Source organism: Nostoc sp. 106C (genome assembly GCF_002154725.1).
In the GTDB taxonomy this organism is placed as follows: Bacteria; Cyanobacteriota; Cyanobacteriia; order Cyanobacteriales; family Nostocaceae; genus Aulosira.
The window spans coordinates 31,229-53,816 of record NZ_MTAW01000099.1; the positions used below are offsets into that span (position 1 = coordinate 31,229).

The window sequence follows — 22,588 nt, forward strand, 5'->3', positions numbered from 1 at the left end:
GGCGTCCCTATTACTGAAGCAATAAGATACAGGAGAATTTTAGGATATAAATAAACCCCAATAATAAATTCTCAATTCTCAACTTATTTCAACTCAAATATGCTTGCGACATTAAATGGTAAATGATACACTCCATTAGTTTTATAATTCCTCATCCAGAATTCATAATTAATATTAATTTTCGTAGCTTTGTGGTAATTAAGGTAAACATCAGGGTGAAAAGCAAAGACATAATTATCTTTTCCTATATCCTTCTCTATCCCTCCTTCTTGTGCTTGACTCATGAATGATTCTCTGGCTCAGGATCTATCAATTTATCAGTTGGCTTTGGCAATGGAAGCGCCTCCTCAACCATTACCCCTCAGTCCTGCTACTCTGCTATCACTACTCAGGTCACAAATTGACTTGCTGATTGACCAGAAAATAGCAGCGACTTTATGGGTAAAGCTACCGCCAGGAAAAATTTGGCAATCAGAATTAATGCGCTATCAGTCCGCAGTGGATGTTTCTGTTGTTATCTATAACTGTCAGATTGATGAGAGGCGTAAAGGAGAAGCTAGAGGGGATACATATTTTAGCCCATCACTTGATGACTTAATCATTAAGTTATTACCAAATAAGCTCTTGCAAAGGGAATATTTTGTAATAGTTTTGTCACCCCAGTTTTGCAGTCTAATTTTGGCTCATCGACCGCCAAAAAGACGTAAAACTCAAATGTTAAAAAAGGGCAGTGCCAGAAAAACTATGCCTTTACTAGCAATGACTACTATGGAAGGCAGAGTAATTCAACCAGTGCTAGATGGCATCAAACAAGCAAGAACACCAGAATCAGCTCCAATGCTCCCGCTTGATTTTCTTTGCCCGACTGCACCCGAATCAGCACTGATGAATCAGCTTTTAGTCAAACAAATCCAGCGACAGGATGAAATAAATCATCAACTGATGACAAAGCGCATCGCCAAGTTGCAGCAGCAAAATCAAAAACTCTACAAAAAAGCACAAACCAAGGATGAATACTTGAGCAATGCGTGTCAGGAGTTGCGTACACCCCTCACCCATATGAAAACAGCGCTGTCGTTGTTAAATTCTCCAACGCTGAAACCTCCCCAACGGCAACGTTATTTACAAATGTTAAATACCCAATGCGATCGCCAGAATTCTTTAATTACTGGTTTGCTAGATCTGGTACATCTGGATCGCAATTTACAAGATTCGCCCTTAGAGTCGGTATGCTTGGCGGATGTTGTGCCAGGGATAGTTAGTACCTACCAGCCTGTAGCTCAGGAAAAAGGAATTATGTTAGCCTACACAGTGCCCACAGAACTACCATCTGTGTGGTGTGTGAGTGGCGGTTTGAGACTAATTGTGATTAATCTGCTGCATAACTGTATTAAATTTACCCCTAGTGGCGGGCAAGTGTGGGTGCGATCGCGCGTGCATGGTGATTATGTGCAATTAGAAGTCCGCGACACAGGTATTGGTATAGCCGAAACAGAGATTCCCAAAATCTTTGACAGCTTTTATCGTGTGCGTTCTGGCGCAACGGATGAATCTAGCGGGCCAGGCTTAGGATTAACGGTTGTGCAGCAGTTACTTTGGCGTTGCGGTGGTTTTATGGCTGTGAGAAGTAAGCCCTATGAAGGTTCGACTTTTACAGTCAATTTAGCCCGTGTACGCGATCGCTCTTCAGTTTAGATGTAACGTTTCGCAACTTGGCAAATTTTCTCATCTGTTTGCTGGCTCCAATTCCACACGTCCTAAGCAGAACACAGAGCATCTCCAATAAACCCCTAGTCAACAGACTAACCTTCTTTGCAGATATGAAGGCTCTCAGTCTTAAAATTACTGTGTTGACTTTATATTAGGTCGCCATGCATGTCATGCATAGCTGCTGCCAACCACCATGACAAAGTTAAAAGCTTGATTTTACTAGAGTTTTAAAATAGTCGATTTATTTTACCAGTTCCATCGCTCACATATCAAAAATACAACATGCGATCGCCAAAGGGCACTGCACTCAGCGTAATCGCACCTGTAGAATTTGGATCACCACTGCTTAGCACTAACTTCTAATGGTAAGAAAATAGTCAACACTTCCCCATATTGTGGACGCTGGCGCACAATTAGTTTGCCACCAATTGCTTGAAACAGATGTTTGGTCGCCGCAATATTGAGACTAATCGTACCCGTTTCTGGTTGGAACATTAGCAATTGACCTAAAGCTTTGCGAATGGGCGGCGTTGTTGGTGGGCTAGGCTTGCTAGTATCTTTGCATTGAGCTTGGGGCGATAACTGTAACTTTAGTTGATCTCCAGCCGGGATCACCTGAACTTGAATATGGCTACCAGCAGGTAAGCTACGGGTAAAATTTTCAATTAAACCAGTAAGTACTCGATCTAACATCGTAGGGTTACTCACTACCGTTGGCAGTTGTTGGGGTAAAACCACATCCAAAGTTAAGTTACGCCGATTTGCCGCTTGTTGCCAACGAGGAATACTCTGCTCCAAGACTTGATCGAGAGACATCGGTGTTAATTGAGTGTGTGCAGACTTCACCGGGTTAGATGTTTCTAGTTCTGCTGCTTTAAACAGCAACTCCATCCTGTCAATCTGCTCGGTACACTCGTGATCGATAACTTCTAAGCGATTAATTACATTAGCAGGTAAGTCTCGCCGCTTCAGCAGTAAGCGAGTCATGGTGCGAATAGTAGTCAATGGAGTCCGGACTTCATGGGCAAAGGCCTGGAGTAATTCCACATCCGAACGAGAAGAAGATGTGGGTATAGAAACAGCAGGTGAAGTGGGGACATTCTCCTTCTCTTGTTCCGGTGCTAATTCTTGCAGCAACAACTGACTAAACTGCATGACAGTGCGATAATCTGGAGGCACTGGCGCAAATTTTTGAACTGATGCGTCCAAATCAGCAAAAAAATCTGGGTTAGTCAGCATTACCCGTGCGCCTAAAGCACGCCAAGCTTGCTGGACTACCTCTGGGTCAAAGGAAAATAAAAAAGTTTTTTGACCGCTCTTGTGTTTTGCTAAAACCAGCACTAATCTAAATTTATCTGTAAAAACTAAGCAAAATTGTTCTGTCCCCAGAGGATCGGCAGGTAATAAAGGTAGTACTGATTCATGAGGAGCAATGTCTTCTACCATTTCTAGAGGTAGTGGCATTTCAAATGGCATCAATGCCAAAGGATTAAATGGCTTTGCTGTGAATGTTACCGTTTGTAAGCTTTGAGTCAGTGTAGGTTGACTAAACAGGGGTGCTGGTGCAGCTAAAACTAATCCTGCGGTAGCATCAGATGCAGCATTTGCCAAAGTATTGATTAGCAATTGTTCTGTTGCTGCTAGGCTGATGCGCCACTGCCACTCTGCTTTTGCTGGTGAACATTCAGTCAGGGTTGACTGACTTTCAGCTAAAATTTCTCTCAGACTTGGCAATATCCATTCGTACACAGCTTTTCACCCCTTGGTTGGAGAGCGATTTACAGCAACTAAGTGAAGTACTTCACCATTTACTTACGAGGTTATAGTCATTTGTGTACTGGCGACAGTCGTATAACCGAACAACAAAGGCGCAATTTCCCCTGGATATTGAAAATAGAGACTGGAAGGGAGCAGAAAAGTCAGAGGGGAGCGAAGAAATAACTAATGATTCTTGACTCTTGCCTATTACCTACAGCCATTGCTTTTTAACAAATAACAAGTCAGAAATCATAGATAATTAAAATTTTGGAGGATGATGTGCCAAACTTCCTCAAATCTGGTAATATCAAATTTCTATTGAGGGACTAACATAACCTACCTTGAGGAAAGCCGTTTGGCATCTATCTATGTTCAGCCGATAGAAAGCCATCAAGTGTATGTGAAGTCTTACTCATCAATAGCCGCAACTGAATTTAAATTGGTACTTCTGTCGGGAGCTAAAATATTCCTGCCTCCAGAAGTGTCAAAGCTTCAGTTTGCAATTGTCTTAGTGCTGAATTTAGCACTTGTGCAATTTCAACTTTAATTAGTTTTTAACATTCGCTCCTCAACATCACACACAGCTCAATTAATCGCTTCAACTACTCAACTCGGAGATTGATATGAAAAAGCTAATTCCATTATTAGTTACTGGTATTCTGGTGGTTGGTACTTTTGGTTGTCAAGATGCAACAAAAACCAGTTCAGACACTTCCACCACCAATGAGTCTAGCCAACCAGCAAAAGAAGCATCTCAAAAAACTGCAACTGGAGCTAAAACTACTACTGAAACTGGCAAAACCGCAGTCAAAGAAACAGGCGACAAAACCAAAACCGCAGTCAAAGAAGCCGCTGCAAACACTAAAACTGCTGCTAAAGGTGTTGCTGAAAGTACTTCTAAAAGCTTAATTCTCAGCAAATTATCAGAAAAGATTCCTGGCAGCAAGTTAATTGTTGAAGACAAAGATGGTGCTGTCACAGTTAAAGGAACAGTTCCCACTGAGGCTGATCTGAAAAAAATTGCACCCTTAGTTAAGGAACAAAAAGGTGTCAAGAGCGTTAAGGTAGAAGCAAAAGCTGCATCCGCGAAAGCACAATAGAAAAATAAAACTATCCAATTAAGAGTTTTATAATTCTCAACAGGACTTACACAAATATAAGTCCTGTTTTTTTTAGCGCATCATCATTTGGAAATTTGAGTTGAAAATGAATTGCCATCCCATTTCACGAAATGCCTAATACCATTTCACAAAAAATATGATGTGGATGTAGGTTGGGTTAAGGAACGAAACCCAACACTTCAAAGTTTTGTAATTGTTGGGTTTCACACAGTTCAAACGCCACTTCACTCAAGTCGGGAAACCCGCCCACGTGAGTGGCTCCCCAACCTACGCATCTGTCTCATTTTTTCCTGGAATTGGTATAAGCTCAAGGATTTGTCTCTAATCCTTTCCCCCTGCTGCCTACTTATACTTCAATACGGTTCAGTTAAGGTGATAAGTGTTCTCATCTGTCGAACAAAAACCAAGATTTGGGGGATTCTCCCCCAAACCCCCGATTGGGGGACGGTTGCGTCCCCCAAGCCCCCTCCAAAATAATTGTTCGGTTTTTTGTTTAGTAATTATTTGTGAACTTTGTTGCCAATGAATTTTTTTAACTGAACTGTATTGAATTATACTTAACGTGACAAAGTATCAATAGGTATTTATTAAATCAGAACAACGATGAATGAGACAGGGATGTTCAAAATCAACTGCGATCGCTAGAATCAAAGTGCCTCAATTTTGGGTGTGTTGCGTTAAAAGCAAGTCAATGATCAATTGGATTCAAGCCGACGAATGGTGGTCATACTTTAATAATTACTATGCTACTAATTATCGTTCAATCCAAACTTACTTTTTTGAGCGAGAATTTATTGTCGATATTACTCTAGCTGAACTACAAAACATTATTCCGGTTCCTGCTGTTTCTAATCCTCTTGATATGAGTGAACCGGGTCCATGTGAAAGATGGTATGGTCGGCTTAATGAGCTAATATTTTGGGTTACCTACTATCATACTAAAAGTAATAACTACACTCTGATTAATTGTATAGCGCCGCTTTCTCCAGAAAGTTACCATTGGAAATTTCTAGAGCAGCTGGTCGATTTGCCAAGCTCGATATTCAGTCGGATATCTTGGATAAATGGCGAGAATGACGCGGAAAAAGCTATTTATGTGACTGATAAAAACGGTTTAAGTTATGAGTTTTATCGAGCTAAAACCCACCAAGAGGCAACAGAACTGATTGCTTTTTTACAGGGTTTTAAGCCTGAATTCAATTTCTACATTGATGAACCAGAGGATAGAAATTCAACTTGGGTAGTCGTCAAAATACAACCAGGTGAACTAGAGCAAATTGTAGCTAGATATAATAGCCGTTCTAATACAGAAAGTGTAGCGAGAGCAATGTCTATGGATGATGCTTTGTATCAGGTCAAAGAAGAGAGAGATGGCGGTAAAATCGGTCTAGCTTTTGTTAAAGGTAAGGTTATCAATAAGCCTTTATGAGTTAAAAGTAAGCTCTAGCTTTTGTTACTGCATTCCCTCTTCTAACTGAAAACATACCTTCTTTGAGCAACGTCCTTTTTATCTCTCGATCGCTTCACGCAGTAATTGTGCTAACTTCTCAGCACTATCAGGAATAGCGATCGCTTTAGCTTTTTCTCCCATCTTGGCTAATTCTGTGGGTGAGTTCAACAAGTTCAAAACCTGAGTTTGCAAAACTTCAGCAGTTAACTGTGATTGTTGAAAGGCTAACGCCGCACCTGCTTTTGTAAATACGTTGGCATTGTAAGTTTGATGATCTTCAGCCGCAAAAGGGTAAGGAATCAAAATCGCTGGTGTGCCACACACAGCCAATTCTGTTAAGCTACCTGCACCAGAACGACTAATCGCTAAATTTGCTCGACGTAACAATGCCGCCATATTGTTATAAAACGGCAAAGCTATATACTGGGGGTGCTTGAGACTATCCGCCTCTGGGTCTTGATCTCCAGTTAAATGCACAATGTATGCTCCAGCATCAAACCAAGCAGGAGCAGAGGCGCGGACTAATTTATTAATTCCAACTGCGCCTTGACTACCACCAAAGACAATAATTAAGGGAACCCCATTCGGAATGGGTAAATCCAGCGATGCATTAGTGCCTTCATCTAAAAATTGCGATCGCACAGGAGTACCAACGTAGACATTTTTAGCACGAGGCAAATACTGGGCAGCAACTTCAAATCCTACGGCGACAGCACTACACCAAGGGCCAAAAAAGCGCGTGACTTTACCAGGTAAAGCATTGGATTCGTGAAAAACTACAGGTATTCCTAAAGAACGCGCCGCAATCACGGCTGGCCCAGCAATGTAACCACCCGTTGTAAATACGCCTTGGAATTTTCCCTGTTTGAGAATTCGTCTTACCTGCAAAATCGAACCGAGCAGCTTACCCAAGATACGGAGAGACGAAATACCAAAACCTTGCTGAAACCCCTCGACTGCAATAGTATGCAATGGATACTGCTTAGGAACAAGCTGAGTTTCTAATCGATTGGGAACACCCAACCATTCAATTTCATATTCTGGAAGTTTTTGTGCCAATGCGATCGCTGGAAACAAGTGTCCACCAGTACCACTGGCAGCTATTAATAACCTAATCGGTGCTTCTTCTACCATCAAACCCCTACCGTTTAGCGCTTAGCTTAACTAAGATAAAACAATTTCCCACCTTCTCTAGTGAAATCAGTAAATTCTTGCCAATGACTAACATTATTAATTTATTACTGAGACGCCACCGCAAATTTCCCACTAGCATCTGGCTAATTTTATCCATACTGACATTTGGTATAGCAACTACTTGGCAATGCACTCAAGCAAGTACAACACAGCAATCACTACACACCAGCAAACCATCATCTGAGCGTCTAGCAGCCGAGAAAATCGCTCAAAACGCCCCCCCCGAATTGGCAAATTTGTTGACACAAATTGATACAGCCGCAAGCCTTGGTGATGTTAAAAAGGTAATCGAATTCTACAGCCCTAATTTTGTTCATGGCGATGGATTAAACCGCCAAACTCTGGAAAAAGCCTTAATTGACCTCTGGAAGCGATATCCCAAATTAAAATACACTACCCAATTGCAATCTTGGCAATCTGAAGGCAATGCCATTGTCGCTGAAACAGTAACTAATATAACTGGCTTACCTTCTGCTAACAGTAATAATTTAGCTCTGAATGCCACAATTAAGTCACGTCAACGCATTTCAGGTGCAAAAATCCTCCGTCAAGATATTTTGTCGGAACGTACCTTACTCACTTCAGGTAGCAAGCCACCTCAAGTTGATGTTAAGTTACCACAACAAGTCAAAGTTGGACAGCAATATAATTTTGATGCGATCGTCCAAGAACCTTTAGGGGATGATTTTCTTTTAGGAACAGCCATAGAAGAACCTATTCAAGCCGACAAATATCTCAACCCCACACCTGTGGATTTAGAATTACTTACCTCTGGTGGGCTTTTTAAAGTCGGACGTGCACCATCTACTCCTGGTAACCAATGGATTTCTGCGGTAATCCTGCGCGGAAATGGGATGACGATGGTAACACAGCGTCTACAAGTGGTGAAAAAGTAGTTTGGGCATGGGGCATTGGGCATTTCTCCCCACACTCCCTCATCTCCCTTCCAGTCATCTAATCTGGGTCATTAGTTCCGAATTATTGGACAATTGACACTGGACTGTTGACTTTTGACTAACAATGATTTCCCTGCAAAATCAAATTGTTCTGATCACTGGCGCAAGTAGTGGTATTGGTACTGCTTGTGCCAGAGTTCTTGCTGGTGCGGGTGCAAAACTGATTTTAGCGGCGCGACGACTAGAACGTTTACAGCAACTAGCAGATGCACTCAATAAAGACTTTAATACTGAAATTTATCTATTACAACTAGATGTGCGCGATCGCGCTGCTGTGGAATCTGCTATTTCTAGCCTACCTTCCTCCTGGTCTGAAATTGACATTCTGATCAACAATGCTGGTCTGAGTCGTGGTTTAGACAAGCTACACGAAGGCCACTTTGAGGATTGGGAAGAAATGATTGATACCAATATTAAGGGCTTGCTTTACCTCACCCGCTATGTTGTGCCTGGGATGGTAAAACGCGATCGCGGTCATGTGGTAAATATTGGTTCTATCGCCGGACATCAAACCTACCCGAATGGCAATGTCTATTGTGGTACGAAAGCCGCAGTCAAAGCAATTTCTGAAGGCTTAAAACAAGATTTGTTGGGTACTTCTATCAGGGTAAGTTCTGTTGATCCCGGAATGGTAGAAACAGAATTTAGTGAGGTACGCTTTCATGGTGATAACGAACGTGCCAAAAAAGTTTACCAGGGCGTCACTCCCCTCACTCCAGATGATGTGGCTGATGTAATATTTTTCTGCGTCACGCGATCGCCCCATGTCAATATCAATGAAATAGTACTCATGCCCGTTGACCAAGCTAGCGCCACCCTAGTCAACAGACGCAGTTAAAATGAGAACACTTGATAAAATTTGAGCTTCGCAAAGCTATGCAGAATACTGCCAACGCTGAAGAAGTACTTGTACTTGAGGATGGACAAGCGCCACCTACCGGAACTACCACTCCACCCAGAAAGCCAAAGTGGTATGACACATTTGAGTACATTGCGAATCCGGATCAGTTCTGCCGCAAAAATCTCCAAGAGTATGGCCCTATTTTTAATACAGGGGTGTTTGGTCGCACTACTATCTTTGTAGGCTCCGCTAAAGCTATTCAAATGGCATTTAATGGGGATTTGAAATATACAGAGATTGCACTACCAGCAACCACAATGGATATGTTCGGTGAGTACAGTCTGTTTCAAAGACCTGATTTGCATCGTCAGCGTAAAAATGCTTTAGCGCCTGGACTGACTGGCCGGGTACTTGATGGCTATACACCACAAATCAATGACGTAATTGTTCGCGGGATCGATAGCTGGACTGCTCCCAGTAGCATAGCCTTATACTCTGCTGTGGAGAAGATTTGCTTTGATGTACTTACCCCTCTGCTGTTGGGAATCAGTTTAGATGACTCTAATCCTCACACTTTCAAAGAATTACCAATTTCCTCCAAAGCTGAGTTAAAAGCTTTGTACAAGGTATATTTTGATGGCTTCTATGGTTTGTCTCAGTGGAAGTCTCCCTTAACAAAATACGGGCGCGGACTTTTAGCACGTACCAAACTCTTGGAATTTATGCGTGCTGTGGTGCGTCGGCGGCGAGATGAGGGGAAAGTTATGAACCCCACTGCTGATTTCCTCTCGATGATGCTAGCCAGCCAGCAAGAAAATCCCGATGGGGTCTTTAGTGAAGAGTTAATTGAGAATCAGTGTCTACTACAGCTATGGGCATCAGATTATGAGGTATCAGGACTGATATCTTCGCTCCTGTACCAAATTGCTCGCCATCCGCAAGTATTGCTACGGCTGCAAGAGGAGCAAGCCAGTCTGGTAGGGGAAAACAGTCCAGTCAATATGTTCTCACCCGAAAATTTGAAGCAAATGGTATTTTTAGATGCAACAATTAAGGAGACACTACGGACTCTACCTCCCAGTTCTACAGCCAGTCGTCTACTCACTAAGTCTGTAGTACTGGATGGCATTTTGTATAGCAAAGGCTGTGTAATTATCGCAGAACCACGGATTGCACACATGATGCCAGAGTACTTCCACGAGCCAGAAGTATTTGATCCAGAGCGTTTTCTGCCAAAACGTGGTGAAGGCAAGACGTATGAATTTATTCCCTTTGGTGGTGGCGTACACGCTTGCTTGGGAGCGCAATTGGCGATCGCAATTACAAAAGTTTTCGCGTCGCATTTACTACAAACATTCAACTGGGAGGATACAGGCGAACCCAAGTTTGTGCAGTTTCCTCTGAAACATCTCAGGGCTGATTACCAAATCAATATTACACGCCGAGCCTAACTTAGACTTACCAAGATCTAACTTTTTTCATCGCAGACAAAAAACATCTGCGATTTTTTATCTTGATATATTGCAACTCATAATCATTTCGACTATGATTTATTTATAAATTGCATGAATAAGTGTGATGGTGGGGTTTGTCATCATGATGTTCTTGGATACTGCCTTAGGATAATTCCTAATTATTCGATTTCGCCTGATAAATTTTTGGCTGATTCAAATATTTGAATAACTAATAAATAAAAATTTAACTTACATAATTCACAGGAGCAAAGTATGAACATGATTCGCTTTGAACACATCAACCTTTCTTGTAAAGATATCGACGCTACTAAAAAGTTTTACCAAACTTTATTCCCAGATTGGTATGTGCGAGCCGAAGGCGTATTCAATGGCGACCGCTGGATGCATTTTGGCAACAACCAATTTTATCTCGCTTTAAATGACGATTCTGAACAAGAAAGAGTACATCAGCCTTACGAAAGCATTGGCATTAATCATGTCGGCTTCGTAATTAAAGATGGCGAAGCTATGAAACAATTGCTTGATGCTCATAGCATTGACTATTACACAATGACAGCTACTGAAACCAAGCATAGAATTTATGTTAATGATCCTGACGGTAACGAAATTGAGTTAGTTGAATATAACCATGATTATGCTCTCGCATAGTCAGCACCAAATCGCTGTCCAGATCCCCGACTTCTTCAAGAAGTCGGGGATCTAAATCTCCTAAGATTGATAACTTGAAACAACTATGAATACAACTAAAAAAGTGGCAGTCGTCACAGGTGGAAATCGCGGTTTGGGATTTGAAGCCTCTCGCCAATTGGCTAAACAAGGATATCAGGTAATTCTCACCAGTCGAGATGAAGCAAAAGGTAAATCAGCAGGAATCAAATTAAAAAATGAAGGATTAGATGTAATTTCTCAGCCTCTTGATGTCACTAGTGATGAAACTTGCCAGAAATTAGCTAAATTTATTGATAATGAATTTGGCAAACTCGATGTATTAGTAAATAATGCAGGTGTATATATAGATTCTCAAACAGGTAGCAACAGTATTTTTGATGCCAAAGTTGATACTTTAAAACAAACGCTAGAAACAAATGTTTATGGAGTTTTGCGAGTAACTCAGGCGTTACTTCCTCTCATGAAGAAACAGAATTACGGCAGAATTGTCAATGTTTCTTCAGGAATGGGACAACTAACTGATATGAGGGGAGGTTCCCCAGGATATCGCATTTCTAAAACATCTGTGAATGCCCTCACACGGATTTTTGCGAGCGAATTACAAGGCACAAATATCTTAGTTAATTCTGTGTGTCCTGGTTGGGTGCAAACCGATATGGGTGGAGAAAATGCACCAAGAACTCCAGAACAAGGAGTCGATACAATTGTGTGGTTAGCAACTCTTGGTGATGGGGGTGCTACTGGTGGATTCTTCCGCGATCGCCAACCCATAGAATGGTAGTAAACCCCCTCTCAGTCCCAATCGCCCCATCCAGGATTAAAATCAATTTGCTAGGCTATGTCAGCTAAATTGAGAGTTCTGGAGTTTTTTATCCTGTGCTTACTGCATTAACAACTATCAACGCCCTCAAACAACCTACCAGTTCGGCTTGGGTAGAACAAGCGATCGCTAACTTAGATATTATCTTGCTCGACCACTCCCACTGCGAACGCAAAGCTGCGGGTGTGGCGTTAAATTTTATGTTTCGCTACCCTTCCAATGCGAAAATGGTCAGAGAATTAACTGCGATCGCTCGTGAAGAACTAGAGCATTTTGAACTAGTCAATCAATGGCTAGAACGCCGCAACATCCCCCTTGCACCTTTATCGCCACCTCCCTACGGTGCAGGTTTAAAAGCGCAAGTTCGTCCCCAAGAACCCGATAGATTTTTAGATTCGTTACTCGTTACGGGATTAATTGAAGCGCGCAGTCACGAACGTCTAGGATTGTTAGCTACCCACTGTCCTGAGCCAGAATTAGCGAAATTTTATCGCGGTTTGATGGCATCAGAAGCACGTCACTTTGGTACTTACTGGGTTTTAGCCGATACTTACTTTGACCGTGAACTTGTCATGCAACGGCTCGATGAACTAGCATTTGTTGAAAGTGAATTGCTAGCAACTTTGCACCCAGAGCCTAGAATTCACAGTTAGTAAACTAACGCACATTGATTATGAAACTTCAGTTAACACACCTAAGACTGCTTGTTTCCAACTATAAAGATGCTTTTCTGTTCTACCGGGATTTACTGGGGTTGGATGTAGATTGGGGGGATGAAGAGACTGGATACGCTGAGTTTAGTACTGGATCTATCCAGCTGGCTGTGTTAAAGAAAGAGTTCATGTCCCAAATCATCCCAAATCAGCTTTCATCCTTTTACAGCCAGGATAAAACATCTTTAATTTTTGCCGTCGATAATGTCGATGAAGTATATCAACGGCTCAAAGACCATAATGCGAACGTTGTGGCTCCACCTACAGACCGTCTAGACTGGGGAATCCGCACCGCTCATTTTCGCGATCCTGATGGTAATTTGATTGAGGTTTACACCAACCTGGGTATCGTAAGTTAGAGTTTCCCCGCCAGCTACTACCCGATGTCTGAACCACAGCCAAACCAGACTCCGAACTTTACCCGCTTTGCTGACTGGTGTTTGCATAAAGATAGCCTCTCAACTGAAGCAAGATATACAGTTGAGGTGCTATTGGCGAAAGCTGGTACTTCTGATTGCTATGAAGCAGAGCAGATACTATCAAACTCTACCGAATTGATTCTTTCTAAACAGGGTATTTCTGACCTGAGTCCGCTGTCCAGCCTAACTAACTTGACTGTACTGCATCTTTTTGATAAGAACATTTTAAATTTAAGTCCGCTGTCTAGCCTAACTAATCTGACTAAATTCTATTTCAGTAACAAAAACAAAAACTTTGTAGACTTAAATCCTCTGTGCCATCTCAGCAAGCTAACTGTACTGATTATTGAGTGCAGCCAAATTTCAGATTTAAGTCCTCTATCTAAGCTAAAAAATCTGACTATACTGAATCTTGAGCGCAATCAAATTTCAGATTTAAGTCCTCTATCTGAGCTAAAGAATCTGACTGTACTGCTTCTCGAGCGTAATCAAATTTCCGACCTGACTCCCATATCTGGACTGACCAACCTGACTACATTGAATCTTCTTGGTAATAAAGTTTCAGACATCAGTCCTATATCTGAACTAACAAATCTTTCTAGACTGAATATCACTAGCAATAAAGTTTCAGATATAAGTCCGATATCTAAACTTATTAACCTAACTGAACTTGTACTTAATGACAATCAGATTTCGGATTTAAGTCCCATATCTAGGTTAACTAACCTAAACCGCTTATATCTCAATTGCAATCAAATTTCCGACTTGAGCCTATTATTTGGACTGACAAACCTAAATTCACTGGGGATTCGTCCACCAATTTTCGACAGGAATATCTGGTCATCACTCCAAAGCAAGTGTTCTAATATTTATACTGTACCAATTGATGAACAAAAAAGCATAAAAGCAGTTAAGGATATTTATGCTTACATGGGTCTGGAAGAACCTAAAATTATTTTTTTACCTAGTCTGTCCGTAAATTTAAAGTGTTTGCCTGAACGTCAAGAATTGGAAAAAGGAATAGCAGAGAGAATCGAGCAAATTACTGGTAAAAAACTGAGTAGAGGATTGCGATGTTTTCTATACAATCAGATTCAAAACCGCCTTACACAAAATAGCTTTTCTAGAGAAGTGTGGAGACGTTTTCACAAGCAGTTAGAAGACTATGATTTGAGGATTTTAGGGCAAATTAGTATTATGCCTGAAGAATTACTGACGATGATTGGTTCGACCGAGTTTTTAGTTCGTGAATTTAATTATCAGCTTGACCAAGAAGAACAAGAAGCATTGCGGTGTCTCAATCAACTATTTGAAAACTGCGGTTGGATATTTCCGTTTGAGAGAGTTTGTATAGTGTGCGATCGCCCTCGTAAAATCTCTTTAGATACTGAGGATCGCTTACACGCAGAAGGCGAACCTGCAATTGAGTTTAGCGATGGCTGGCATATTGGATACTACTATCACGGAGTGAAAATACCAGAGAAATACGGCAAGCTACACCCTCACGAATGGCAAGCGCAGTGGCTTTTAGAAGAAGATAATGCCGAACTCAGGCGCGTTTTAATCCAAGGTATAGGCTACGATCGCATATGCGAGCAATTACAAGCGCAAGTCATCGATTCTTGGCAAGAATACACCCTACTTCGCATTGATGCTGATGTCGATGTTGAGCCAATTCATCTTTTGAAAATGACTTGCCCTAGCACGGCAAAAATTCATACATTAAGAGTACCGCCACAGATTAACTCTGCCAGAGTTGCTGTTCGTTGGGTAAATTGGGATATAGATCCAGAAGAATTTTCTGTACAAACTTGACTCTCACTTTGCTCCCGTTCAAAATTAAAAATTATTGAAAATTTTCCGATGAGAGATTATTATCGAGATTTTTTGATTCGTAACTGGGAGCAGAGCGATCGCACAAGCACTGCCGCAGTTATCAGTTATGTATTATCAGAATACGGTTTGGGTTGGGAACCCAACGGCGCTGACCGAGATGTGGTGCAAGTAGAGGAATGCTACTTAGCCACTGGTGGGGAGTTTTGGGTAATTGAACACCAGGGCCAGTTAGTAGGTACTGGGGCATACTACCCTGTAAATCGGGGTGAAAAAGCTGTAGAAATTAGGAAAATGTACCTTTTACCCAGTATCAGAGGTATAGGATTAGGGAAATATTTGTTACAACAACTAGAAGCAGCGATCATCGCCCGTGGTTTTCAGCAAATCTGGATTGAAACTGCGAGTGTTTTAGTAGAAGCGGTCAAACTTTATGAAAGTAACGGATATAAACCAGCAACAGGTGTAGAAACCCCAAGGTGCGATCGGGTGTATGTAAAATTACTCAAGCAACCATAAATACAAGCTTGGTGCTGTTTGCCATTTTACTCAAAGGCGATCGCTTTTAACTAAGGCATCAAGTAAAAATAAGTAGTGCGTTCGCGTAGCGTGTCCGAAGGACAAACATCTTGCTCGCGCGGACAAGATGCTCGCACTACTTATATTAAATTGTTCAACTTATTTTTACACGACTCCTAAGACCTACTCACTAGCGGTAACATCTCTAAAACCTGAATTCTCAAATCAGGAAACTCTAAGGGTGAAATAGTTTCATCTTCTGCCAAAATCTTTTCACTTTGATAGCCATCTTCACTTGGTTCCCGAAAGATGTGTACTTGACGACTAACCACGTCTAGCACCCAATAATCACTAATTCCCGCTTTTGAGTAGGCTTTGCCTTTAGTTTCACAATCCAGTTTCAGGCTACTATCTGCCACCTCAATAATCAGATAAATCTCAGGTGGAATAGGATGATGGTCTGCATAATCTAGCGGGTCTACTTTAACGACTGCAATATCTGGTTCTGGTTCAGACCGTTCATTTAACTTTACTGGGTCTTGAATAGCTACCCAAGCCCGATTTCCTAAACGATTTTGTAGTAATTTATTTGTTCTGCCCACAGATGAGGTATGAGCTGTTCCTTTGGCACTCATCCAAATAATCTTTCCATCTAGGAGTTCCACACGTTCATCTGCACCAAAAATCCCAACCTCAGCTATTCGGTGGTATTCCTCAACAGTCCACAGGCGAAGTGGTAACGTCGTTTCTATCTTTTGCATGACTTGTTCAGCAAATGTGAAGGTCGGGTGCATTCACAAGAGTAATTAATATCCTAGCTAGAAAAAGGGGTATGGGAAGGGAGATGAGAGACATGAAGGGAACACTGAGAATGACAAAGCTGATTTGTGCCAAATTAATGTCAGCCATACCTGCTTTCAAAAGGAAAGACTAGCTGTGATTTATGCTAGAACCGCACTTAAAGGTTTACTTAACCTTTTTCTTCAATCCCATTGTCCGCTGTGTCAACGAAGTACAGCTCGTGAACTTTGTGAATACTGTGAAAAACAGTTAAAAAAATGTCATCTCAAAGATCCAAATATCTTGTGGAAAGAGCCTCTACCAGTGTTTAGCTGGGGAGTTTATGGTGGTTCCCTAAAAAGAGCGATCGCGGCGCTGAAATACGAAAATCAACCTCAAATTGCTCGTCCTTTGGGTCAATGGTTAGGAGAGGCTTGGTTATTAAATTCGCCAAGACGCGATCAAAGGTTCGTTGTTGTTCCCATACCACTTCACGCTAGTAAGCAAAAACAACGCGGCTATAACCAAGCTGCACTCTTAGCACAAAGTTTTTGTCAAACAACTGGGTTAAAATTCAAACTAAATGGTCTAGAAAGAGTTAGAGAAACTAAAGCGCAGTTTGGTTTATCAGCATCAGAGCGAGAAAAAAACTTGGCAGCAGCTTTTGCTGTGAGTCCAGAATTTCGCGATCGCCAACCGGATTTCCCAGTATTATTAATTGATGATATTTATACTACAGGTGCTACTGCCGCAGCAGCGGTACAAACACTTAGTAACTGGGGAATTGCGGTCTCCGGGTTAGTAGCACTTGCTACTGCTATCAAAAATAAATAACCAAACAATTCATGGGCAAGCTATCTCAGAGAACTCTATAATTGACCAGATCACCCTGTTTGTGTGGGAATTTTGCTTGAAATGATCAGTAAAGCTTTTGCAGCCGGTTTAAAACGGGTAATCATCGTTCCAGCCACATTAGTGGCAATTGGTGTCAGTACAAGCGCAGCTTTTGCTCAAAATAAGTTATATAGTCCAATTCCTTTAACTACTAGTAGTGCTGAATTTAACGATACGCTCTCAGAGAAAGATATTCCTACAGGTCAGGGCGGATTTGCCCGTGATTATACGGTGAAGTTGAATAAAGGCGATAATTTAGCAGTCGATTTGGCATCTGACAACTTTGACAGCATTATCACCCTGTTGTCACCTGATGGAGCAACATTGGCAGAAAATGATGACGGACCCGATGGCACCAGTAATTCCCTATTATTTACTCGTATTGTAGAAACAGGTACTTATATTATTCGTGTCCGTTCTTTTGGAGAAACTGGTGTTGGAAAGTTTAAACTTAAAGTGACAAAGCTGCAACCGATAAAATGAAGTAGTCATTGGTCATTTGTGATTTGTCGAAAGATAATAGACAAGGGTCATTAGTTATTTCTTTCTTGTGCCCCTTTCTCTTAAAAAACAGTCAGCACACAAAGAAATAAGGCTTCAGTCCACTCAACGACTGCGCCGTAAGTGTCGCCTGTGTGTCCGCCTAATTTATAGTTAAACCACGCACCAGTAAGGATGGCGATCGCACTTCCAGCGATTACCATTGCTAATGCCAAAAACATCCGCTTGCTATCTAGCAAAACAACTAACCCACTCAAACCTATGAGCAACAGCAGTCCCGGCAACAAATCTTTGTAAGATTGAATGGCTTGCTTGTGAAATGCGCCTTTACCAGTAGGTTTTAAGTAAGGATAACAAGCGATCGCTAGCTGTTGTCCCCAGCGTCCCCAGCCACAAGCCGCCATCAATATCAACCAACGGTTTGCTTCTATATTTGTTAAGGCTGTTGTTTTGAGCAATAATAAGACGATCGCTGCCATTGCTCCAAATGCACCTGTAGCACTGTCTGTCATTACCTCTAACCGTCTCTCTGGGTCGCCTACCGCTAAACCGTCAGCAGTATCCATCGTTCCGTCTAAATGCAGTCCTCCAGTAATACTAATGCTCAGACTGACTACTAAGGCGCTACGAGTTAATACTGGTATACCCAAATAAGTCATTCCTGTATCAAATAACCCTAAAATTCCGCCAATCAATAGTCCTACTAGTGGAGCAAAACGCGCTACCCGCCAAAACTCTAATTCTGTCAGATTTGGCAATGGAATAGTAGTATAAAATATTACAGCAGCAGCTAAATCTAACAGCAGCTTTTTTCCAGATGGAGGCTGGTTTGTCATATTATTTGCTTCCCTCAACAGCTATTTATGGAATAAGTTCATTCCGTTACAAGCTGTGTTAGATGATTTTAAAGCTTTAAATAAGTTTTATTTGCTATTCAGATTCATCGAAAAAATTTTGTTATGCTAGTCTCAGTGTGCTTAAAACCATTTAGCATAATTTTATACAAACCTTTAATAAATCTCAAAAATGCAAAAGTTCAACACAGAGAGTATTGTTTTGTATTCTTAAATTAAGAACCTAATCCAGGTTGTTAAACGATTGCCCTCGAAAGTTGATATTTTTTAAATGTAGGGGGTATACAGACCGTTGGCTTAAATGTTTTGCGCTGTTGCACCTGACCTTCGCTCATTCCCCATTTCCTTATGAGTCATCATCTACCCGACACCAGGATACCAGCTCCGTGCATTATTAACACGGGCATTATTGTGAATAAGCTCGATATGCGACGATTATTGGCTGACTTAGGTCGAGTCCACTACATCTACACCCAAGAAGGCCAGTTACAGAGTGAGGGTGATGGGGATGTGATGGAAGTGTTTGCCAATCCACAAAGATCTACTCTAGTTGCCAACCAAGCGCTCTATTTGAATGTTCATAGTTTTGATTACTTAGAATTGAAACAGTCCCCGCAACAAGAAACCTACTTTGATTTAATGCAAGAAAGTATGTGTTTGCGGCTGATTCCCCTCTCAACTCCTTTACAAGAACGAAGGGAGCGGAACTTGAATGTTAGTGCCATCGAAGCCATGATGGAGCAAGTACTCTCAGCTAGATGGGATGCAGAAATTGATGATGACACTTCTGAGTCGTTTTAACTAGCAACAGAAATACTATATAGTCGAAAAGTTGGTAATCGGTTAGTAGTTAGCACTAAGGTGGTAGCTAATACCGAGTTACCATTTTTTATACTTGTCCATTATTTAACGAAATAAAATTACTTTTACCTTGAGCGCCAATTTCTCTTTTGAATGTCTTGCTTGCTGTAGTCAGACAAAAGCTAGAGCGGGGGTATTTTTCACCCCTCACGGCCCTGTGGAGACCCCAAGATTTATGCCAGTGGGAACGCTGGCAAATGTCAAAACTGTGACCCCAGCCCAACTTCAGGAAACTGGAGCGCAGATGGTATTATCTAATACTTATCATCTCCACCTACAACCAGGGGAAGCAATTGTGGCTGGAGGTGGGGGGCTGCACAAATTTATGGGTTGGAATGGTCCCATGCTCACTGATTCTGGTGGGTTTCAGGTCTTTAGTTTGAGTGAGATGCGAAAGATTACAGAAGCAGGAGTAACTTTTCGCTCGCCCCATGATGGACAAATTATTAAATTAACACCGGAACGCTCGATTGAGATTCAAAATACTCTAGGGGCGGATGTGATTATGGCGTTTGATGAGTGCCCACCCTATCCAGCTACTCGCCAAGAGGTAGAAGCTGCCACAGGACGCACTTACCGTTGGTTAGAACGCTGTATTGTCGCTCATAAACGCAGCGATCAGGCACTGTTTGGCATTGTCCAAGGTGGTGTGTATTTAGATTTGCGATCGCAAGCTGCTTTGGCTTTAGCTGAGTTAGATTTGCCTGGATATGCCATTGGTGGCGTGAGTGTAGGAGAACCACCTGAACTAATGGCTCAGATTGTGCGAACAACCGCACCACTGCTACCACCCGAAAAGCCTCGTTATTTGATGGGTGTTGGTACTTATAAAGAAATGGCAATTGCGATCGCTTCTGGTGTGGATTTATTTGATTGCGTAATTCCTACCCGTTGGGCCAGACATGGTACGGCAATGGTACAAGGCGATCGCTGGAATTTAAAAAATGCTAAATTCCGTGAAGATTTTGCACCATTAGATGAAACTTGTACTTGCTATGCTTGTCAAAACTTCAGCCGTGCTTACATCTCTCATCTAGTGCGAGCACAAGAGATTTTAGCTTACACCCTATTGAGTATTCATAACATAACTGAACTAATTCGCTTTACCCAACACATCCGCGAAGCAATATTAAGCGATCGTTTTGCCACAGAATTTGCTCATTGGTTCAATTAACAAATAATGAGCACAAGGCGCAATAACAAATGACTATTGACCAATGACCAATGACTAAACCATGTTAAGATACTTCTCAATTATGAAAGCTGTGTTGGATAGGTGGATTTAAACGAATATGGAAGCAGCACTGTTGTTAGCAAAATTGCCTGAAGCTTACCAAATTTTTGATCCTTTAGTGGATGTTCTCCCAATAATTCCCGTTTTCTTCTTGTTACTTGCTTTCGTTTGGCAAGCAGCAGTGGGATTTAGGTAAGTTAATTAAGTTTCAATTTCTGGGACAGGTTCAAATACCTGTCCTATTTTTTTGAATTATTTTCTTTGCTAAAATTGATATTTCTTAATAATATGTAATATTTTAATATAGACTTAAGTTAGCATATCAAGCCTGGTTCACAAAAAGTCAAAAACCAAGCTTAAAGTTAATAAGGTAGTACTTATGGGTAATATCAAATTCATTAAAGAAGATAAAGAAGTAGTAGCAGCCGATGGTGCTAATCTGCGGCTCAAAGCAATGCAAAATGGGATTGATATATATACATTGTTTGGCAAAATGACAAATTGCGGTGGTTATGGCCAGTGTGGTACTTGTATAGTCGAGATTGTTGAAGGTATAGAGAATCTTTCCCCTCGCACAGATGTAGAAAACCGGAAATTGAAGAAAAAACCTGAAAATTACCGCCTTGCTTGCCAATCTTTAGTAAATGGGCCAGTAAGCGTCGTAACTAAACCTTAGCCTTTGGGCTAATTTCAGCTTACTAAGCATTTGCAGCAGCAGAAAATTTGGGCAAACTCTGTCATCGATGATGCTATTCTAATGTTGTTGACTGGAAATCTAGGAGAGGCTTTCTTGCCATGCAAGTTAATGACCTGGGGTTCGTAGCGAGCATTCTGTTTGTACTAGTTCCCGCTGTATTTTTAATAGTTCTGTACATCCAAACTGCCAGCCGCGAAGGTAAAAAAGATAGTTAATACGTTTTTTATAAGATAAAGAACCCCTGCACCATAAGTGTAGGGGTTTTTGTTTATCAACCGCTAAATATATTGTGACCTTAACTAACGGTTCGTGCCAACAACACAGGACAAGTAGCATTGACTCGAACATAGTCGGACAAAGAAGCGCCGATTAGCCGATCTATATCGACAAAACTCTTAGCTACTGATGGACGGCGATCTGGAGATCCAAGCAATAATAAATCTACGTTCAACTCCTCTGCCAAGCGACAGATTTCTTCACCTGGTTTGCCGCTACTGGTAAAACAACGAGTTTTAACTCCTTGCCTTTCGGCTTCTGCAACTGCTGCTGCTAAAACTGAATTTTTCTCTGGGGTAATTTCGTTCACATCAGATGATTTACCACGCAAATCTGTATTAACATTAGTTAAAATTAGCTGACCCCCCTGGATACCTCGCAGCAAAAATAAAGCTAAACTCAAGCAATGTTTTGCGGCATCAGAGTTATCCATTGCCACCATAATGCGGTTAATTCTTTTAACATAAATGTCATCTTTTACCAACAACATGGGACGAGATGACAGTTGGAACACATACTGGCTAACTGAGTTAGATAAAATCGATTGCAGCCGCTTGAGTCCCCGTGAACCCATGATAATTAAGTCAGCATCAATTTCATCAGCTACCTGGCAAACTACATCTTTGGGATCGCCTTGTCGCAAGATTGAAGAAACTTGACTCGGATCTAAGTTCAAAGACTGAATAGCATTAGCCAGAATCTTGCCACCTTCTTCCCACTTTTGGGTCATAGCATTAGCGGTAGATTGAGGTGGTACCACATGCAAAACTGTAACTTTTGCACTTTGAATTGATGGCACTTCTTTCAATGCTTTTAGCATCTCTTCTGCATGTCCCAATCCAGACACAGCCAGCAAAATTTTCTCTATCATCATACGTCTGTCTTGTTGTTAAGATTGCTTTGGTTTCTGCTCTTAGTGATTTGCCTCAGCTAGGCTTTTTATAACCTTGCTGAACAACCTAGTAAGTTTTTCGCACATATAAAATCACAGCTAATTGTCCATATCATTGTTG

General features: G+C 41.4%; 26 protein-coding genes. 20 read left to right on the forward strand and 6 right to left on the reverse strand.

Annotation, left to right across the window (positions count from 1 at the left end; genetic code table 11):
- Positions 1-83 precede the first annotated feature (83 nt).
- Positions 84-284: a hypothetical protein gene (locus tag BV375_RS12970; protein WP_086761051.1), complete on the reverse strand. Its 201-nt coding sequence runs from the start codon at positions 282-284 to the stop codon at positions 84-86.
- On the opposite strand from BV375_RS12970, the gene BV375_RS12975 reads away from it, so the two are divergent.
- On the forward strand, positions 283-1,695 hold the full coding sequence (locus tag BV375_RS12975; RefSeq protein ID WP_086761053.1) for a DICT sensory domain-containing protein: 1,413 nt from the start codon (positions 283-285) through the stop codon (positions 1,693-1,695). The two genes, BV375_RS12970 and BV375_RS12975, sit on opposite strands and share 2 nt — an antisense overlap.
- A gap of 351 nt (positions 1,696-2,046) precedes the next feature.
- On the opposite strand, the gene BV375_RS12980 is transcribed toward BV375_RS12975, so the two are convergent.
- On the reverse strand, positions 2,047-3,459 hold the full coding sequence (locus tag BV375_RS12980) for a HAMP domain-containing sensor histidine kinase (RefSeq protein ID WP_086761055.1): 1,413 nt from the start codon (positions 3,457-3,459) through the stop codon (positions 2,047-2,049).
- 364 nt (positions 3,460-3,823) lie between these two features.
- On the opposite strand from BV375_RS12980, the gene BV375_RS35955 reads away from it, so the two are divergent.
- The 3 genes from BV375_RS35955 to BV375_RS12990 all read left to right on the forward strand — a co-directional run bounded on the left by BV375_RS35955 (position 3,824) and on the right by BV375_RS12990 (position 6,018).
- A complete protein-coding gene (locus BV375_RS35955) occupies positions 3,824-4,015 on the forward strand; it encodes a hypothetical protein (RefSeq protein WP_143842073.1) in 192 nt (63 codons plus the stop codon).
- A 76-nt stretch (positions 4,016-4,091) separates the two neighbouring features.
- A complete protein-coding gene (locus BV375_RS12985; protein WP_086761057.1) occupies positions 4,092-4,568 on the forward strand; it encodes a BON domain-containing protein in 477 nt (158 codons plus the stop codon).
- 712 nt (positions 4,569-5,280) lie between these two features.
- Positions 5,281-6,018, forward strand: a complete 738-nt coding sequence (locus BV375_RS12990) for a hypothetical protein (RefSeq protein WP_086761059.1) — start codon at positions 5,281-5,283, stop codon at positions 6,016-6,018.
- 78 nt (positions 6,019-6,096) lie between these two features.
- Here the strand turns inward: BV375_RS12990 and murG are convergent, their stop codons facing one another.
- Positions 6,097-7,173 (reverse strand): undecaprenyldiphospho-muramoylpentapeptide beta-N-acetylglucosaminyltransferase, encoded by a 1,077-nt coding sequence (gene murG, locus BV375_RS12995; RefSeq protein WP_086761061.1) that lies wholly within the window; start codon positions 7,171-7,173, stop codon positions 6,097-6,099.
- Between the two features lie 83 nt (positions 7,174-7,256).
- On the opposite strand from murG, the gene BV375_RS13000 reads away from it, so the two are divergent.
- From BV375_RS13000 to BV375_RS13040, 9 genes are all read left to right on the forward strand, one after another.
- Positions 7,257-8,129 carry a hypothetical protein gene (locus BV375_RS13000; RefSeq protein WP_086761063.1) on the forward strand — a complete coding sequence of 291 codons (873 nt, stop codon included), beginning with the start codon at positions 7,257-7,259 and terminating at the stop codon, positions 8,127-8,129.
- 124 nt (positions 8,130-8,253) lie between these two features.
- Positions 8,254-9,027 (forward strand): SDR family oxidoreductase, encoded by a 774-nt coding sequence (locus BV375_RS13005; protein ID WP_086761065.1) that lies wholly within the window; start codon positions 8,254-8,256, stop codon positions 9,025-9,027.
- Positions 9,028-9,065: 38 nt separating this feature from the next.
- Positions 9,066-10,481 carry a cytochrome P450 gene (locus BV375_RS13010; RefSeq protein WP_086761067.1) on the forward strand — a complete coding sequence of 472 codons (1,416 nt, stop codon included), beginning with the start codon at positions 9,066-9,068 and terminating at the stop codon, positions 10,479-10,481.
- A gap of 276 nt (positions 10,482-10,757) precedes the next feature.
- Positions 10,758-11,153 carry a VOC family protein gene (locus BV375_RS13015; protein WP_086761069.1) on the forward strand — a complete coding sequence of 132 codons (396 nt, stop codon included), beginning with the start codon at positions 10,758-10,760 and terminating at the stop codon, positions 11,151-11,153.
- A gap of 85 nt (positions 11,154-11,238) precedes the next feature.
- A complete protein-coding gene (locus tag BV375_RS13020; RefSeq protein ID WP_086761071.1) occupies positions 11,239-11,955 on the forward strand; it encodes an SDR family oxidoreductase in 717 nt (238 codons plus the stop codon).
- Between the two features lie 95 nt (positions 11,956-12,050).
- Positions 12,051-12,647 (forward strand): tRNA isopentenyl-2-thiomethyl-A-37 hydroxylase MiaE, encoded by a 597-nt coding sequence (gene miaE / locus BV375_RS13025; RefSeq protein WP_086761073.1) that lies wholly within the window; start codon positions 12,051-12,053, stop codon positions 12,645-12,647.
- 20 nt (positions 12,648-12,667) lie between these two features.
- Positions 12,668-13,066 (forward strand): VOC family protein, encoded by a 399-nt coding sequence (locus BV375_RS13030; protein WP_086761075.1) that lies wholly within the window; start codon positions 12,668-12,670, stop codon positions 13,064-13,066.
- 24 nt (positions 13,067-13,090) lie between these two features.
- Complete coding sequence (locus BV375_RS13035) at positions 13,091-14,941, forward strand: leucine-rich repeat domain-containing protein (RefSeq protein WP_086761077.1); 1,851 nt, start codon at positions 13,091-13,093, stop codon at positions 14,939-14,941.
- Between the two features lie 48 nt (positions 14,942-14,989).
- Entirely contained in the window at positions 14,990-15,478 is a 489-nt protein-coding gene (locus tag BV375_RS13040) for a GNAT family N-acetyltransferase (RefSeq protein ID WP_086761079.1), read from the forward strand.
- A gap of 176 nt (positions 15,479-15,654) precedes the next feature.
- Here BV375_RS13040 and BV375_RS13045 read toward each other — a convergent pair whose 3' ends face one another.
- Positions 15,655-16,239, reverse strand: coding sequence for a Uma2 family endonuclease (locus BV375_RS13045; protein ID WP_086761081.1), 585 nt, complete (start codon positions 16,237-16,239; stop codon positions 15,655-15,657).
- A 175-nt stretch (positions 16,240-16,414) separates the two neighbouring features.
- On the opposite strand from BV375_RS13045, the gene BV375_RS13050 reads away from it, so the two are divergent.
- Both BV375_RS13050 and BV375_RS13055 read left to right on the forward strand, forming a co-directional pair.
- Positions 16,415-17,092: a ComF family protein gene (locus tag BV375_RS13050; RefSeq protein ID WP_086761083.1), complete on the forward strand. Its 678-nt coding sequence runs from the start codon at positions 16,415-16,417 to the stop codon at positions 17,090-17,092.
- Positions 17,093-17,173: 81 nt separating this feature from the next.
- A complete protein-coding gene (locus BV375_RS13055; RefSeq protein ID WP_086761130.1) occupies positions 17,174-17,635 on the forward strand; it encodes a PPC domain-containing protein in 462 nt (153 codons plus the stop codon).
- 80 nt (positions 17,636-17,715) lie between these two features.
- On the opposite strand, the gene cobS is transcribed toward BV375_RS13055, so the two are convergent.
- A complete protein-coding gene (gene cobS / locus BV375_RS13060; RefSeq protein ID WP_086761085.1) occupies positions 17,716-18,489 on the reverse strand; it encodes an adenosylcobinamide-GDP ribazoletransferase in 774 nt (257 codons plus the stop codon).
- 366 nt (positions 18,490-18,855) lie between these two features.
- Between cobS and BV375_RS13065 the strand changes: the two genes are divergently transcribed.
- From BV375_RS13065 to psbM, 5 genes are all read left to right on the forward strand, one after another.
- Entirely contained in the window at positions 18,856-19,308 is a 453-nt protein-coding gene (locus BV375_RS13065; protein ID WP_086761087.1) for a hypothetical protein, read from the forward strand.
- Between the two features lie 130 nt (positions 19,309-19,438).
- Positions 19,439-20,542, forward strand: coding sequence for a tRNA guanosine(34) transglycosylase Tgt (gene tgt / locus BV375_RS13070; RefSeq protein WP_086761089.1), 1,104 nt, complete (start codon positions 19,439-19,441; stop codon positions 20,540-20,542).
- Between the two features lie 118 nt (positions 20,543-20,660).
- Positions 20,661-20,798 carry a photosystem II reaction center protein K gene (locus BV375_RS13075; RefSeq protein ID WP_010995059.1) on the forward strand — a complete coding sequence of 46 codons (138 nt, stop codon included), beginning with the start codon at positions 20,661-20,663 and terminating at the stop codon, positions 20,796-20,798.
- 183 nt (positions 20,799-20,981) lie between these two features.
- Entirely contained in the window at positions 20,982-21,278 is a 297-nt protein-coding gene (locus tag BV375_RS13080; RefSeq protein WP_086761091.1) for a 2Fe-2S iron-sulfur cluster-binding protein, read from the forward strand.
- Positions 21,279-21,397: 119 nt separating this feature from the next.
- Entirely contained in the window at positions 21,398-21,514 is a 117-nt protein-coding gene (psbM, locus tag BV375_RS13085; RefSeq protein WP_086686522.1) for a photosystem II reaction center protein PsbM, read from the forward strand.
- Between the two features lie 80 nt (positions 21,515-21,594).
- Here the strand turns inward: psbM and BV375_RS13090 are convergent, their stop codons facing one another.
- A complete protein-coding gene (locus tag BV375_RS13090; protein ID WP_086761132.1) occupies positions 21,595-22,446 on the reverse strand; it encodes a universal stress protein in 852 nt (283 codons plus the stop codon).
- Positions 22,447-22,588: the final 142 nt, after the last annotated feature.

What these genes read in the sequence shown, in the direction of transcription:
- BV375_RS12985 (WP_086761057.1), top strand. Translation starts at nt 4,092, where the DNA reads ATGAAAAAGCTAATTCCATTATTAGTTACTGGTATTCTGGTGGTTGGT.
- BV375_RS13055 (WP_086761130.1), top strand. Translation starts at nt 17,174, where the DNA reads ATGATCAGTAAAGCTTTTGCAGCCGGTTTAAAACGGGTAATCATCGTT.
- BV375_RS13080 (WP_086761091.1), top strand. Translation starts at nt 20,982, where the DNA reads ATGGGTAATATCAAATTCATTAAAGAAGATAAAGAAGTAGTAGCAGCC.
- BV375_RS13010 (WP_086761067.1), top strand. Translation starts at nt 9,066, where the DNA reads ATGCAGAATACTGCCAACGCTGAAGAAGTACTTGTACTTGAGGATGGA.
- BV375_RS12990 (WP_086761059.1), top strand. Translation starts at nt 5,281, where the DNA reads ATGATCAATTGGATTCAAGCCGACGAATGGTGGTCATACTTTAATAAT.
- BV375_RS13065 (WP_086761087.1), top strand. Translation starts at nt 18,856, where the DNA reads ATGAGTCATCATCTACCCGACACCAGGATACCAGCTCCGTGCATTATT.
- BV375_RS13045 (WP_086761081.1), bottom strand. Translation starts at nt 16,239, where the DNA reads ATGCAAAAGATAGAAACGACGTTACCACTTCGCCTGTGGACTGTTGAG.
- BV375_RS12975 (WP_086761053.1), top strand. Translation starts at nt 283, where the DNA reads ATGAATGATTCTCTGGCTCAGGATCTATCAATTTATCAGTTGGCTTTG.
- psbM (WP_086686522.1), top strand. Translation starts at nt 21,398, where the DNA reads ATGCAAGTTAATGACCTGGGGTTCGTAGCGAGCATTCTGTTTGTACTA.
- cobS (WP_086761085.1), bottom strand. Translation starts at nt 18,489, where the DNA reads ATGACAAACCAGCCTCCATCTGGAAAAAAGCTGCTGTTAGATTTAGCT.
- BV375_RS13020 (WP_086761071.1), top strand. Translation starts at nt 11,239, where the DNA reads ATGAATACAACTAAAAAAGTGGCAGTCGTCACAGGTGGAAATCGCGGT.
- BV375_RS13090 (WP_086761132.1), bottom strand. Translation starts at nt 22,446, where the DNA reads ATGATAGAGAAAATTTTGCTGGCTGTGTCTGGATTGGGACATGCAGAA.
- BV375_RS13030 (WP_086761075.1), top strand. Translation starts at nt 12,668, where the DNA reads ATGAAACTTCAGTTAACACACCTAAGACTGCTTGTTTCCAACTATAAA.
- BV375_RS13015 (WP_086761069.1), top strand. Translation starts at nt 10,758, where the DNA reads ATGAACATGATTCGCTTTGAACACATCAACCTTTCTTGTAAAGATATC.
- BV375_RS13005 (WP_086761065.1), top strand. Translation starts at nt 8,254, where the DNA reads ATGATTTCCCTGCAAAATCAAATTGTTCTGATCACTGGCGCAAGTAGT.
- BV375_RS13035 (WP_086761077.1), top strand. Translation starts at nt 13,091, where the DNA reads ATGTCTGAACCACAGCCAAACCAGACTCCGAACTTTACCCGCTTTGCT.
- BV375_RS13000 (WP_086761063.1), top strand. Translation starts at nt 7,257, where the DNA reads ATGACTAACATTATTAATTTATTACTGAGACGCCACCGCAAATTTCCC.
- BV375_RS13075 (WP_010995059.1), top strand. Translation starts at nt 20,661, where the DNA reads ATGGAAGCAGCACTGTTGTTAGCAAAATTGCCTGAAGCTTACCAAATT.
- murG (WP_086761061.1), bottom strand. Translation starts at nt 7,173, where the DNA reads ATGGTAGAAGAAGCACCGATTAGGTTATTAATAGCTGCCAGTGGTACT.
- BV375_RS12970 (WP_086761051.1), bottom strand. Translation starts at nt 284, where the DNA reads ATGAGTCAAGCACAAGAAGGAGGGATAGAGAAGGATATAGGAAAAGAT.
- BV375_RS13040 (WP_086761079.1), top strand. Translation starts at nt 14,990, where the DNA reads ATGAGAGATTATTATCGAGATTTTTTGATTCGTAACTGGGAGCAGAGC.